The sequence below is a fragment of the Thioclava dalianensis genome (assembly GCF_000715505.1).
In the GTDB taxonomy this organism is placed as follows: Bacteria; Pseudomonadota; Alphaproteobacteria; order Rhodobacterales; family Rhodobacteraceae; genus Thioclava; species Thioclava dalianensis.
In genome coordinates this window covers 1-13814 of sequence record NZ_JHEH01000014.1, presented here as the reverse complement: position 1 = coordinate 13814, position 13814 = coordinate 1, and the positions used below count along the sequence as shown (strand labels likewise).

The following is a 13814-nucleotide window of genomic DNA, read 5'->3' as shown; positions in this document are numbered from 1 at the left end:
CCAGACAGATGGGCGAAGGGCGCGCCGGCGAGGCGCGTTCACGGGGCTGTGCAAAGGTCAGTGAGGAACCAGTCACGAGACTCGGGGGTTAGTCGTGCAAGAGTGTATTTCATGGGAGATAAGAAATGCTGAGTATGATTGGAGGGCTCGTTGTCCTCGTCCTCGATATCTGGGCCATCGTGTCGATCATCGGCTCTGGTGCCTCGACGGGCGCCAAGGTGCTGTGGATCTTGCTGATTATCATCTTGCCGATCCTTGGCTTCATCATCTGGCTGGTGGCCGGACCCAAGGGCGGACAGGCGGTCGTCTAGCGGCACTGTAAATGAACTAAAGCAATTCGAGCGGAAGGATTTGTCCAAATGTTGAGACGCACAATTCTTCCGCTCGGAGCCTTGATCTTGGGAGTTATCGGGCTCGGGCTTGCGTTTGTTAGTCTGTGGTGGCTCCTGCTTGCGGCGGTCGGTCTCGGGCTTTTCGCGCTTGGTCTTTACGACTATTTCCAGACCCGCTGGACGATCACGCGAAACTATCCGGTCGCAGCCCGCTTCCGCTGGCTCTTTTATGACCTTCGTCCCTTCCTGCGCGCCTATATTGTTGAGGGCGATCTTGAGGGGAAGCCGTTTTCCTATGAGGCTCGCAATCTGGTTCATGCCCGCGCCCGTGGCGAGACCGACACGCATCCTTTCGGGACCGAGTTGGACGTCGAGAGCGAAGAATATGCATGGATCAATCATTCCATTGCCCCGAACGACGATCCCGACACCTCACCGCGTGTGAGCGTCGGCAATGCGCAATGCGCCAAGCCCTATTCCGCCTCTGTGCTCAACATTTCCGCCATGAGCTTCGGCGCTTTGTCCGGCAATGCGGTCGAGGCGCTCAATATCGGGGCCAAGCTCGGCGGATTTTATCATGACACGGGAGAGGGCGGCTATTCGCCCTATCACGCGAAACATGGTGGCGACATCGTCTGGGAGCTGGGCTCTGGCTATTTCGGGGCGCGCGACAAGTCGGGCCGCTTCGATGCCGATCTTTTCGCCGAGCAGGCGAGCCGCGATCAGGTCAAGATGACCGAAATCAAGCTGAGCCAAGGGGCCAAACCCGGCCATGGCGGGCTGCTGCCTGCCGCCAAGGTGACCGAAGAGATCGCGCAGACCCGCAAGGTTCCCGCGCATCAGGATTGCCTCAGCCCGCGCGGTCATTCGGCCTTCTCCACACCCGTTGAGATGATGGAATTCGCCGCCCGGATGCGCGATCTATCCGGCGGCAAGCCGGTGGGGCTCAAGCTGTGTATCGGCCAGCCGCATGAGGCCTTTGCCTTGGTCAAGGCGATGCAGACCTCTGGCATTTACCCGGATTTCATTGTCGTGGATGGCGCGGAGGGCGGCACGGGGGCAGCTCCGCTGGAGCTGTCCGATCACGTCGGCATGCCGATGGTCGACGGGGTGATCTTGATGCGCAATGCGCTGGTCGGGGCCGGGATCAAGGACAAGGTGCGTCTTGCGGCCTCGGGCAAGGTCTATTCCGGCTATGGGCTTGCGCATTCGATGGCGATGGGGGTGGATTGGTGCAATGCCGCGCGCGCCTTCATGTTCTCGATTGGCTGCATTCAGGCCCAGCGGTGCCATCTGGGCACCTGTCCCACCGGGATCACCACCCAAGACAAGGCGCGTCAGCGCGGTCTGATCCCGCAGGTGCAGGGCGAACGCGCCGCGCGGTTCCACAAAAAGACGCTTGAGGCCCTGTCCGACATCGTCGCCTCCGCCGGGCTCAAGCATCCGACCGATCTGCAACCCCATCACATCGTGCACCGTATCGGCGTCACGCAGGGCCACACGATCGACCGGGTCTATCCGTTCCTGCCCGAGGGCATTCTGAACGACGATCCCGACAGCACAGACTACGCCGACTGGTGGCACGCCGCAGATCCGCACAGCTTCAAGCCGCGGACGGATCTGGTTCGACGCCGCGCCAGCCTCACGCACAACTCCCACGCAAAAGAGGCATAATATGAGCAAGACAGTATCCCAGGTTGTCGCCGAGACCCTTGTCGAGGCGGGGGCCAAACGGGTCTATGGAATCGTGGGCGATACGATCAACCATTTCACAGACGCTGTACGTCAGGGGCCACTTGAATGGGTGCATGTGCGCCACGAGGAAGTGGGTGCGCTTGCGGCGGGCGGCGAGAGCTACATGACCGGCGAGCTGTCGGTCTGCGCGGGCACCGCCGGACCCGGCAGCCTGCATTTCGTCAACGGGATCTTCGAGAGCCATCGCAACGGGGCGCCTGTGGTGCTCATTGCGTCTAATATTGATCGCCACGAGGAGGGGTTAGGCTTTCCCCAAGAGGTCGATCAGAAGAAGGTCTATGAGCAGACCTCGGTGTTCTGCGAGCGCATCAACCACCCCGATCAGGCGCGCCGCATCGTTGTGCAGGCCGCTCAAGCCGCGCTCAACAAGGGGGGTGTCGCGGTGGTGATCGTGAATGGCGATATGTTCAAGGAAAAGACGGCGGACGCGCTGCATTGGAGCGTGCATCGCCCCGCCCCGGTCACGCGCCCCTCGGATGCCGAGCTGAACGCGCTGGCCGCGATGATCAAAGAGGCCGACCGGATCACGATCTATGCCGGGATCGGCGCGCGCGGGTCGCAGGCCAAGATCCGGCAATTGTCAGAGCATCTGGGCGTGCCGGTCGTGCATACCACGCGCTCCAAGGAATTCATCGAACCCGATCAGCCCAACAACGTGGGCATGACAGGTATTCTGGGCAATCGCGCCGGGATGGAAGCCGTGGGCGATTGCGATCTGCTGCTCTGTCTGGGGTCGGATTTCGCTTACACGCAGTTCTACCCGGCGAAGGCCAAGATCGCGCAGGTCGATATCGATGCGAGCCATCTGGGGCGGCGCTCGCCGATCGATCTGGGTCTGGTGGGCGATGTCGGCTGCACGATTGACGCGCTGCTACCCCGGCTTGAGCCGCGCGAGTCCGGCAAGCATCTCAATAAGGCGCTCAAGCAATATGCCGAGGATCTCAAAGGCTATCTCGACAGCACGAACGAGCCTGACCCGACGCTGATCCACCCGCAGGCGCTGACCGAGCTGCTCGACCGTCACGCGGCCCCCGATGCGGTGTTCACCGCAGATGGCGGCTCGCCGATGGTATGGCTTCTGCGCCACCTGAGTGCCAATGGCCAGCGACGCTTCCTCACCAGCCTGTTGCACGGGACGATGGCCAATGCCTATCCGCAGGCGCTTGGTATGCAAAAGGCCTATCCCGACCGGCAGGTGATCGCGCTATGTGGCGATGGCGGGATGAGCATGTTGATGGGCGATCTGCTGACATTGGTGCAGGAAAACTTGCCGGTGAAGTTGTTGGTGTTCAACAATTCCTCGCTGGGCTTTGTCGAGATGGAGCAGCGCGTCGAGGGGATGCTCGATGCCTATACCGAGCTGAAAAACCCCGATTTCGGGGCGATGGCGCGGGCGATTGGCATGGCGGGGACCAAGGTTGAGGTGATGGGCGATCTGGAAGGCGCGATGGCGCAATGGCTTGCCACACCGGGGCCCGCGCTTTTGGATGTGAAGGTGAACCGGCTGGAGTTGGTGATGCCGCCCAAGATCGAGATGTCACAGGTCACCTCGACCGCGCTCTTTGGCGTGAAGGCCGTGCTCAACGGGCGCGCCAATGAGGTCGTCCAGCTGATGCGCAACAACTTCCTGCGCTAGGCCGCGCGCGGGTGCCATGATAGTCTCGGGGAGGGTGCGAAGGCGCCATTCCCGCCGTTGTTGGCTCTTTCGGGGGCGATGATGATCGATCTTCTGCGCCGCGTGGCGGATCTGAACTGGCCAAGGGCGCTGCCTGCGGTCGTGGCCCTGAGCGGGCTCTTGATGGGCGTGCTCTGGCTCGATTTGCCGCGCGCGCAGGAACTGGCGGCACTTGGCGTGGGCTTTGCCACCTCGACGGGACAGGGCAAGGGGTTTCGCGACCGCCGCTGGCCGATCACGCTGATGGATATCGCGGGCAAGATGCTCGGGATTGCGGCGGGCATGGCTGCGGCGCAATTCCATGTCGGAGGCGTAGCGCTCACCGTTCCGGGCATGTTGATCGGGGCCTTTGTCGTGGGGGCTCTGTCCCGGCGCGACATGAGCCTGTGGTGGGTCTTGTTGCAAAGCTGGCTGTTCTTCTCGCTTGCAGGCTTTCTCGTGCATTATGTCGACAGCCCGGCGGTGGTGCTGGTCACGGTCGCCTTGGCCATGATCTGGGTGATTGCCATCGAAGAGGGGCTTCGCGTGGCTTGGGGCTGGCTCGGCCCCGACCATCGCGCGCCGCTCGACGGGCAGGCGCCACCGGAGGGGGCTGCACCGCTCGATGCGGTGATCGGGCAGGGGCTGCAGGCCATTCTGGCCGTGGGCATGTCCTATGGCATCGCGCTGATCCTTGCGATCAACCATCCCTATTGGGCGCCGCTCTCGGCGCTTTTGATGCTGGGGCCGCGACCGGGGCTGACATGGGAGCGGGTTGCGTTGCGCACCGGCGCGACCGTGGCAGGGGCGGTGGGGGCCAGCGTGCTTGTGCTTGTACTGGGTCCAGCCAATCCGGTGCTGCCAGTGTTCTACGTGCTGTTCGGGATGATCTCGATCCTGTTCATCGGGCGCCATTTCCCAAGCTTCGTGGCCTTCCTGACGGCTCTGATCGTGGTCATGGTGACGATGGGCAATGCCGAGCCTGTCGTGAATGCGTGGGGGCGGATCGTGGGCACCTTGCTGGGCGGTGGGGCGGCCCTCGTGGTCTCCTATCTCGCGCATCGGATCCGCGAGGCGCTTGGGATGGGCAGCTCGCTGCCATCCTAAATCGCGCCGGAGGGCCAGCTGCCAGCCGCTATGAAAAAGCCCCCGGCCTGAGCCGAGGGCTTTTCGCGTTTCAGTCAGCGGCGCGCGCTTTAGTCGGGCAGCACCCGGACGCCGCCTTTGGCTGCCGACGAGGCCAGCAGCGCATAGGCTTTGAGCGCGGTCGAGACGGCGCGTTTGCGCGGCGCTGCCGGTTTCCACGGCAACGGGCCCTTGGCTTCGCGGCGCGCGGCCAGCACGTTATCGGCCACGGCAAGGTTGATCGTGCGGTTCGGGATATCGATCTCGATCGTGTCGCCGGTCTCGACCAGACCGATCAGCCCGCCCTCTTCGGCCTCGGGGCTGACATGCCCGATGGAGAGGCCCGAAGTGCCGCCCGAGAACCGCCCGTCGGTCAGCAGCGCGCAGTCTTTGCCCAGACCTTTGGATTTCAGATAGGAGGTCGGGTAGAGCATTTCTTGCATGCCGGGTCCGCCGCGCGGTCCCTCGTAGCGGATGATGACCACTTCGCCTTTTTCGACCTTGCCGGTCAGGATGCCCGACACGGCGTCGTCCTGACTTTCATAGACCTTGGCGGTGCCGGTGAATTTCAGGATCGAGTCGTCGACCCCTGCGGTCTTCACGATGCAGCCCTGCTCGGCGATGTTGCCAAACAGCACGGCAAGCCCGCCATCTTGCGAGAACGCATGCTCGACCGTGCGGATCACGCCGTTCTCCCGGTCGCGGTCCAGCTCTTTGTAGCGGTTTTCGGTCGAGAAGGCCTGCGTGGTGCGCACGCCGCCGGGGGCTGCCCGATAGAACTGATCGACGGCCTCTTCATTGGAACTCATCACGTCCCATTTCGCCAGCGCCTCGCCCATCGTGTCGGAATGCACCGTGCGCGCGTCCTGATGGATCAGCCCGCCCCGGTTCATCTCGCCCAGAATGCCCATGATGCCGCCCGCGCGGTGGACGTCTTCCATATGCACGTCTTGCTTGGCCGGCGCGACCTTGCACAGCACCGGCACCTTGCGCGAGAGCCGGTCGATGTCGTCCATGGTGAAATTGACCTCGCCCTCATGGGCAATCGCGAGCAGGTGCAGCACGGTATTGGTCGAGCCGCCCATCGCGATATCAAGGCTCATCGCGTTCTCGAAGGCCTCAAAGGTCGCGATCTCGCGCGGCAGCAGGCCCTTGTCCTCCAGCTCGTAATGACGGCGCGTGATCTCGACGATCTTGCGGCCCGCCTCAAGGAACAGCTCCTTGCGGTCGGCATGGGTGGCCAGCATCGAGCCGTTGCCCGGCAGTGCAAGCCCCAGCGCTTCGGCCAGACAGTTCATCGAGTTGGCCGTGAACATCCCCGAGCAAGAGCCGCAGGTCGGGCAGGCATTTGCCTCCATCTCGGCCACTTGCGCATCGGTGTATTTGTCATCGGCGGCGATCACCATTGCATCGACCAGATCGACGGCGCGCTCCAGATCGTCGATCGTAACCTTGCCCGCTTCCATCGGCCCGCCCGAGACGAAGATCACCGGGATGTTGAGCCGCATCGCGGCCATCAGCATGCCGGGGGTGATCTTGTCGCAATTCGAGATGCAGACCATCGCATCGGCGCAATGGGCGTTGACCATATATTCGACCGAATCCGCGATCACCTCGCGCGAGGGCAGCGAATAGAGCATGCCGTCATGGCCCATCGCGATGCCGTCATCGACTGCGATGGTGTTGAATTCCTTGGCAACACCGCCTGCGTTCTCGATTTCGCGGCAGACCATCTGGCCCAGATCCTTCAGGTGGACGTGGCCGGGGACGAACTGCGTGAACGAGTTCACGACCGCAATGATCGGCTTGCCGAAATCATCGTCGGTCATACCGGTTGCGCGCCACAGGCCCCGCGCGCCTGCCATGTTGCGCCCATGGGTGGATCTGCGGGAACGATAAAAGGCCATGGAGTATTCCGTTTCTGTCGCGCCCGAGGGGACTCGGGCAATTTCCTGTCGCGTCTCAATACCGCATGGAAAGCGCCTTGAACAGGGGCCGGACCGCGTCCGGGCTGTGCATGGATTGACTGAAAGGCAGAAATGCGCGCGTCTGCGCGCTGTGTCGCGCTTGTCCCGGCGCGCCGATCACATACCTTTGCGGTGATGCCCGATAATCTGCACCCCCCCGGCCTGTTGCCGCCCCGCTTCGCTCAGTGGTTCAAAGACCGGGGCTGGCAGCCGCATGCCCATCAGCTCGCGCTGCTCGAGACGCGGGGCGATACGCTGCTGATTGCGCCCACGGGCGGGGGCAAGACGCTGGCGGGGTTTTTGCCCTCGCTGGTGGATCTGGCGCAGGGCCATACCGGGCTGCACACGCTTTATGTCTCGCCGCTCAAGGCGCTGAGCAAGGATATCGCGCGCAACCTCTCGCAGCCGGTGGACGAGATCGGGCTGGAGATCCGGATCGAGGACCGCACCGGCGATACCTCCGCCACGATGCGCAAACGTCAAAGGGTCGATCCGCCGCAGATCCTGCTGACCACGCCCGAAAGCCTTGCGCTGCTGCTGTCCTACCCCGAGGCACCGAAGATCTTTGGCACCCTCAAGCGGGTCATTCTCGACGAGATCCACGCTCTGGCCGAAAGCAAGCGCGGGGATCAGCTGATGCTGGGGCTGTCGCGGCTGCGCGCGCTTGCCCCGGATCTGTCGGTGGCGGGGCTGTCTGCGACGGTGGAGGCCCCCGAGGCGCTGGCCGCCTTCATGGGCGGTGCGCGCGTGATCGAGGCCGATCCCGGCCCGGCACCCGATATCGCGATGCTGCCCACGGCCAGCCCGCCGCCATGGGCCGGGGGCGGCGGGCGCTATGCGGCGCGCGATGTGATGGCGGCGATTGAGCGGGCGCGGCTGAGCCTGATCTTTCTCAACACCCGCGCGCAGGCCGAGCTGTTCTTTCAGGCGCTCTGGGAGGTGAATGACAAGGCCCTGCCCATCGGGCTGCATCACGGCTCGCTCGCGCGCGAGGCCCGGCACCGGGTCGAAGAGGCGATGGTGGCGGGGACATTGCGCGCGGTGGTCTGCACGGGCTCGCTCGATCTTGGGCTCGACTGGGGCGATGTGGATCTTGTGCTGCAGGTCGGCGCGCCCAAGAACGTCAAGCGGCTGGTGCAGCGGATCGGGCGGGCCAATCACCGCTACGATCAGCCCTCGAAAGCGCGCATCGTGGCGGCCAATCGCTTTGAGGTGGTGGAATGTGCCGCAGCACTGGCCGCCGTGCGCGAAGGCGATCTCGATGGCGGCGGGCGACGCTGGGCGGGGCCGCTTGATGTGCTGTGCCAGCATATCTTGCTCACGGCCTGCGCGGCGCCCTTTGCGGCGGATGCGCTTTATGCCGAGGTGGCGCGCGCCGGTCCCTATGCCGATCTGCCGCGCGCCGATTTCGATGCCTGTCTGAGCTTTTGCGCCACGGGAGGTTACGCGTTGCGCGCCTATGACCGCTGGCAGCGGCTGCTGGAGCGCGACGGTCTTTGGCAGTTGCGCGATCCGCGCACGGCGCGCGATCTGCGGATGAATATCGGCACGATCACCGATACCGAGAAGCTCAAGGTCCGGCGCAAGGCCCGGCGGGGCGGCACGCCTCTGGGCGAGGTCGAGGAGGGCTTTGCCGCCTCGCTCACCCAAGGCGATACGTTCCTGATCGGCGGGCAGGTCGTGCGCTATGAGGGGCTGCGCGAGATGGTGGTCGAAGTGTCGGATGCACGCGGGCGCGAGCCGCGCATCGCGGTGTTCTCAGGGCTCAAGATGGCGACCTCGCTGGAGCTGTCGCAGCGGGTGCAGCGGCTGATCTCGACGCCTGCCGATTGGGATCAGCTGCCGCCCGCGACCCGCGACTGGATGGCGCTGCAGGACCGGATCTCGACGCTGCCGCGCCCCGACACGCTGACCTGCGAGACATTCGCGCGTGGGGATCGCTGGTATTTCTGCCTCTACGGCTTTGCGGGCCGCAATGCGCATCAGACGCTGGGCCTGCTGCTGACCCATCGGATGGAGCAGGCGGGGCTGGGGCCGCTTGGCTTTGTGGCCACCGATTACGCGCTGCTGATCTGGTCGCTCGATCCGGTGGAGGATGCCGCCGCGCTGCTCTCTCCCGAGGGGCTGCGCGATGGCTTGCGCGACTGGCTGGGCGGCAATGCGGTGATGAAGCGCGCGTTTCGTGCGATTGCGACCATCGCGGGGCTCATTCAGCGCAACCTGCCGGGTCAGCGCAAATCGGGGCGGCAGGCGACGTTTTCCTCGGATATCCTTTATGACACGCTGCGGCGCTACGATCCCGATCACCTGCTGTTGCGCATCACCCGGCACGAGGCGCAGCGCGGGCTGGTCGATTTCGACCGGATCGAGGAGATGCTGGCGCAGGGACATGAGATCGTGCATATCCGCGCCCCGCATGTCACGCCTCTGGCCGCGCCCTTGCTGCTGGAACACGGTCAGGTTGGCATTCGCGGCGGGCAGGGTGAGGCGCGGCTGATGGAGCAAGAGGCAGAGGCGATGATGCGCGAGGCGGGGCTGGAATGACACCGATCCAATTCGCGGGGGCGTTGTTTCACGCGCAGCCCTCGGGCGCGCTTTACTGGCCTGCGCAGGATATGCTGATCGTGGCCGATCTGCATCTTGGCAAATCGGGCCGGATCGCGCGACGCGGCGGGGCGCTGTTGCCGCCTTTCGAGAGCCTCGACACGCTGCACCGGCTGGAGGCAGAGGTGGCCCGGCTTGCGCCTGCGCGTCTGATCAGTCTGGGCGATGCGTTTGATGATGACACCGCCGCGCGCGAGCTGCCGCCCGAGGTCGCGGAGCGTCTGGCCGCTTTGGCGGGGCGGTTGGAGCTGATCTGGATCGCGGGCAATCACGATCCGCAGGGCTTGGGCCAAAGCTGCGAGGCCCTGCCCATCGGGCCCGTCACGCTGCGCCATATCGCGGAGGCCGAGGGGCCCGATATCTCAGGGCACTACCACCCCAAGGCCCGGCTGGCGCGGCGTGCGCGTCCGGCCTTTGCCGTGGGGCAGACGCATCTCATCCTGCCCGCTTTCGGGACCTATACCGGCGGACTTGATTGCGACGGGCCAGAGCTGCGTGCGCTGATTGGGCTGGGGCGTGCGGTGCTGACCGGGACGCCAATGCTCACCCGCCCCTTGGGCTATAGCGCCGCGCGCCAGTCGCGGTAACCGGCCTGCTGGAGGGCTGTGCGCGCGGCGATAAAGCCGGGGCGATTGGGCTCGGGATCTGGCTCTGCCGTGATCGCGCAGAGGTCTTGCGCGCCCAGCCCATGCTCGGCCCGCCCCGCCCGGATCAGCGCGAGATACCACGCGAAGGGCGCAATCCCCTCGCGCCGCATGAGCGCGCGATAGGTGAAGGCGCGGCGGCCATCTTCCAACACAACGTCGATCTTGTCGTAATGCGTCCCCGCGCCCTCCGCCGCATCGAGCGCCGGGATATCCTCGGCGGCAATCGCGAACAGCACCCCCGGCACCGTGCCTGCGCCTTGCGTGATCGTGGCCTTGCCCGATCCGTCGCGCCCGTATTTCGAGAAATCGAGCCGATGACCGGGCAGGCGCCCCGTCCCTATGACGCGCACCGAGGGACAGCGCGCAGCAAGCCGCGCCGTGAGCAGGTTCGAGCCATAGGCGAAATAGGGCAGGGTCATGGGCGGCAGGTTAGCGCGAGGGCGCGAGGCTGAGAAGAGGCGCGACTTGGGGCCATCGGCCAAAATGCAGCGCAGGTTTGAGGCCCGGTGTTGGTCACACCGGGCAAGTCGAGCCAATGTTTACCAGTGGCAGGGTTCACGAAGCTCTTTTAATGCGCTATCAAGACCACTTGTATTGAACGTCATCGTCAGCGCAGAGGCGTTAAACGGAGTAGCGCGTACAACCAATTCTTGGCTGTTGGTCAAAGACTTGATGAAGGGTATTGCGGTGCCGCCCGACCATAACCCCAAGGCTTTGTTGTCCGTGCTGGCACTTGTCCGAAGTTTTTGCATCGGGTGATCGTCAATTCGATAATCAATCGTGCCATAACCTTGGATATCGGACATGAAATTGTCGTTAAATGTAAAAAAGGCTGAGGTCTTGTTTTCTTGACAGCGTAGCCAAAGCTCTGCGGTTCCAGCAGCGCCGAAACGCCCAGGCAGAGGATCTTCACTTTCCAAATGGAGAAAAACATTTTTTTCATCTGTCAGCTTGGAGGTATCTACTGCCTTTTGCCATTTTCCTAGACCAGCGCCGCTGAGTTTAGTCGTTTCAGATACGCCATTGGCTAGATCGTAGCACGCCAAACGTGCGGGATCGTCTTTGATGGCTTTGCAGTTTTCTTGTGCCAGAGCGGGACCAGCGCAAGCGGCGATAATTGCCGCAAAAATCAGTTTAAAATTCATGCTCTCTCCAAGTATTGGTGGGGTTATCTACACATCCAGCTCCTCCACGAACTGCGCGTTCTCCGTGATATATTGGAACCGCAGTTCGGGCTTCTTGCCCATCAGGCGCTCCACCAAATCGCCGGTCTCATTTGGCATATCGTCGTGGATCGTGACCCGGATCAGCTTGCGGGTCTCGGGGTTCATCGTCGTGTCTTTCAGATCCTTGGCATCCATCTCGCCCAGACCCTTAAAGCGCTGCATGTCGATCTTGCCTTTGCCGCCCAGACCTTTCGCCATCATCTCGTCTTTCTCGGCATCGTCCGAGACGTAGAGCCGCTTGGCCCCTTGGGTCAGCCGATAGAGCGGCGGGCAGGCGAGGTAGAGATGCCCGTGATCGATCATCGGGCGCATCTGGGTGAAGAAGAACGTCATCAAGAGCGAGGCGATATGCGCGCCGTCGACATCTGCATCGGTCATGATGATGATCTTGTCGTAGCGCAGGTCATCGACATTGAACCGCGTGCCAAGCCCCACACCCAGCGCCTGCGTCAGATCGCTGATCTCTTGGTTCGAGCCGAGCTTGGAGCTGGCCGCCCCCAGCACGTTGAGGATCTTGCCGCGCAGGGGCAGCAGCGCTTGGGTCTTGCGGTCGCGCGCCATCTTGGCCGAGCCACCTGCCGAGTCGCCCTCGACGATGAACAGCTCGGTGCCGGCACGGTTGGTGGCCGAGCAATCGACCAGCTTGCCGGGCAGGCGCAGCTTTTTCGTGGCCGTCTTGCGCGCGGTTTCCTTTTCCTGACGCCGCTTGAGCCGTTCTTCGGCGCGCAGGATCAGGAAATCGAGGATGGCGCCGGCCGATTTCGTATCCGCCGCTAGCCAGTTGTCGAAATGGTCGCGCACCGCGCCTTCGACGAGCCGCTGCGCCTCGACGGTGGCCAGCCGATCCTTGGTCTGCCCCACGAATTCCGGCTCGCGGATGAAACAGCTGACCAGCGCGCAGCCGCCGGTGATCAGGTCGTCGCGGGTGATCTGGGCGGCCTTCTTGTTATTCACCAGCTCGCCATAGGCCCGGATGCCTTTGAGGATCGCGGCCCAGAAACCCGCCTCATGCGTGCCGCCCTCGGGCGTGGGCACGGTGTTACAGTAGGACTGGATGAAGCCGTCGCGCGACGGCGTCCAGTTGATCGCCCATTCGACTTGCCCCGGCACGCCAAATTTCTCTTTGAACATCACCTTGCCTGCAAAGGGGCGCTCGGAATAGGTGGTCGCCCCGCCGAGGGTCTCGGTCAGGTAATCGGACAAACCGCCGGGGAAGTGGAAGGTGGCCTCGGTGGGGGTCTCGCCATCGTCGATCTCGGATTTCCAGCGGATCTCGACGCCCGAGAAGAGATAGGCCTTGGAGCGCACCATTTTCATCAGGCGCGCGGGCTTGAAGCGGTGATGGCCGAAGATCTGCTCGTCGGGGTGGAAGGTCACGGTCGTGCCGCGGCGATTGGGGGCGGCCCCGATCTTGGCCACCGGGCCTTCGGGGATGCCGCGCGAGAAGCGTTGCTCGTAGAGTTCTTTGTTCTTGGCGACCTGAACGACCATCAGGTCCGAAAGCGCGTTGACGACCGAGGCGCCGACCCCGTGCAGACCGCCCGAAGTCTCATAGGCATCGCCCGAGAATTTGCCGCCCGCATGGAGCGTGCACAGAATCACTTCGAGCGCGGATTTGCCGGGAAACTTGGGATGCGGGTCGATCGGGATGCCGCGCCCGTTGTCGCGGATCACGACGGAATAATCGGCCAGCAACTCGACCTCGATGCGCGAGGCGTGACCGGCCACGGCTTCATCCATCGAGTTATCAAGGACTTCGGCGACAAGATGGTGCAGCGCGCGCTCATCGGTGCCGCCGATATACATGCCGGGGCGCTTGCGCACGGGCTCCAGCCCTTCGAGCACCTCGATCGAGGAGGCATCGTAGCTGTCGGTTTTGGGCGTCAGGAGATCGTCGGCCATGCTGCTCATCCTCTTGTGGTTGGTTACACAACAGATACAGCAGGTAGGGGCGGCGGGGCAAGAACACCCCAACCGCCCCTGAAAACCGTAGGCCCTAACCCCACGGGTAACTGACACTCACACGATGCGCGCCATCAAAAGCATGGATCCCAAGGCCAATGCGATTCCGAGCGCTTCCTGCAAGGCGGGTTTGCCGCCGAACAGAAGAACACCGACGCTGACGAGCGCCAGCAGCGTGAAAAGAGATGCTGTACCCGCGTCCTGTCCCGAAGACGCCTGATACAGGGCCAGGCCCGATCCTGCCGCGATGGCAGCGAGGATGGCGGCACCAAGGGCGATCGCCGCTCCGGGGAGCGACCCGCGTCGAGCAAGCGCCGGGGCCCAGGCTGCCTGACTTGCGATCACCCCAAGCACCGCAAGAAGACAAAACCCATATCCAAGAAGGCCCGACATGCCCGATCCCCACACCTTTACCACATGCTCACATTGACGCTGCGGAAGGCGTTTCACCAAGCAGATTTCCCGGTCGATGGCGGAAAACCACCGGGACGGGTGCGGCGCACCTGACCAAAAGGTCAGGTTCGTCCCGCCCGCCGCTGTCG

Annotated in this window: 11 protein-coding genes; 6 read left to right on the top strand and 5 right to left on the bottom strand. The window is 63.6% G+C overall.

Annotation, left to right across the window (positions count from 1 at the left end):
• Positions 1 to 125 precede the first annotated feature (125 nt).
• The 4 genes from DL1_RS11985 (at position 126) to DL1_RS11970 (ending at position 4848) form a co-directional block, all read left to right on the top strand.
• Positions 126 to 311: a PLDc N-terminal domain-containing protein gene (locus DL1_RS11985; protein WP_038066481.1), complete on the top strand. Its 186-nt coding sequence runs from the start codon at positions 126 to 128 to the stop codon at positions 309 to 311.
• A gap of 48 nt (positions 312 to 359) precedes the next feature.
• Positions 360 to 2006 carry an FMN-binding glutamate synthase family protein gene (locus DL1_RS11980; RefSeq protein WP_038066478.1) on the top strand — a complete coding sequence of 549 codons (1647 nt, stop codon included), beginning with the start codon at positions 360 to 362 and terminating at the stop codon, positions 2004 to 2006.
• A 1-nt stretch (position 2007) separates the two neighbouring features.
• Positions 2008 to 3723 carry a thiamine pyrophosphate-dependent enzyme gene (locus tag DL1_RS11975; protein ID WP_038066476.1) on the top strand — a complete coding sequence of 572 codons (1716 nt, stop codon included), beginning with the start codon at positions 2008 to 2010 and terminating at the stop codon, positions 3721 to 3723.
• A gap of 81 nt (positions 3724 to 3804) precedes the next feature.
• Positions 3805 to 4848: an FUSC family protein gene (locus tag DL1_RS11970; RefSeq protein ID WP_162178750.1), complete on the top strand. Its 1044-nt coding sequence runs from the start codon at positions 3805 to 3807 to the stop codon at positions 4846 to 4848.
• Between the two features lie 89 nt (positions 4849 to 4937).
• On the opposite strand, the gene ilvD is transcribed toward DL1_RS11970, so the two are convergent.
• Positions 4938 to 6773, bottom strand: coding sequence for a dihydroxy-acid dehydratase (gene ilvD, locus DL1_RS11965; protein WP_038066474.1), 1836 nt, complete (start codon positions 6771 to 6773; stop codon positions 4938 to 4940).
• 195 nt (positions 6774 to 6968) lie between these two features.
• Between ilvD and DL1_RS11960 the strand changes: the two genes are divergently transcribed.
• Positions 6969 to 9377, top strand: coding sequence for a ligase-associated DNA damage response DEXH box helicase (locus DL1_RS11960; RefSeq protein WP_038066626.1), 2409 nt, complete (start codon positions 6969 to 6971; stop codon positions 9375 to 9377).
• Positions 9374 to 10024, top strand: coding sequence for a ligase-associated DNA damage response endonuclease PdeM (pdeM, locus tag DL1_RS11955; protein WP_038066473.1), 651 nt, complete (start codon positions 9374 to 9376; stop codon positions 10022 to 10024). The genes DL1_RS11960 and pdeM overlap by 4 nt, the downstream gene beginning before the upstream one ends.
• On the opposite strand, the gene DL1_RS11950 is transcribed toward pdeM, so the two are convergent.
• The 4 genes from DL1_RS11950 to DL1_RS11935 form a co-directional block, all read right to left on the bottom strand.
• Positions 9997 to 10503 (bottom strand): gamma-glutamylcyclotransferase family protein, encoded by a 507-nt coding sequence (locus tag DL1_RS11950; protein WP_038066472.1) that lies wholly within the window; start codon positions 10501 to 10503, stop codon positions 9997 to 9999. The two genes, pdeM and DL1_RS11950, sit on opposite strands and share 28 nt — an antisense overlap.
• Before the next feature lie 120 nt (positions 10504 to 10623).
• The gene (locus DL1_RS11945; protein ID WP_038066470.1) at positions 10624 to 11229 is read right to left on the bottom strand and encodes a type VI secretion system-associated protein TagO; all 606 of its coding nucleotides are present in this window, start codon (positions 11227 to 11229) and stop codon (positions 10624 to 10626) included.
• A 27-nt stretch (positions 11230 to 11256) separates the two neighbouring features.
• Positions 11257 to 13212, bottom strand: a complete 1956-nt coding sequence (gene parE / locus DL1_RS11940; RefSeq protein ID WP_038066468.1) for a DNA topoisomerase IV subunit B — start codon at positions 13210 to 13212, stop codon at positions 11257 to 11259.
• 117 nt (positions 13213 to 13329) lie between these two features.
• A partial coding sequence (locus DL1_RS11935) for a hypothetical protein (protein WP_038066466.1) occupies positions 13330 to 13814 on the bottom strand: 485 nt, incomplete at its 5' end.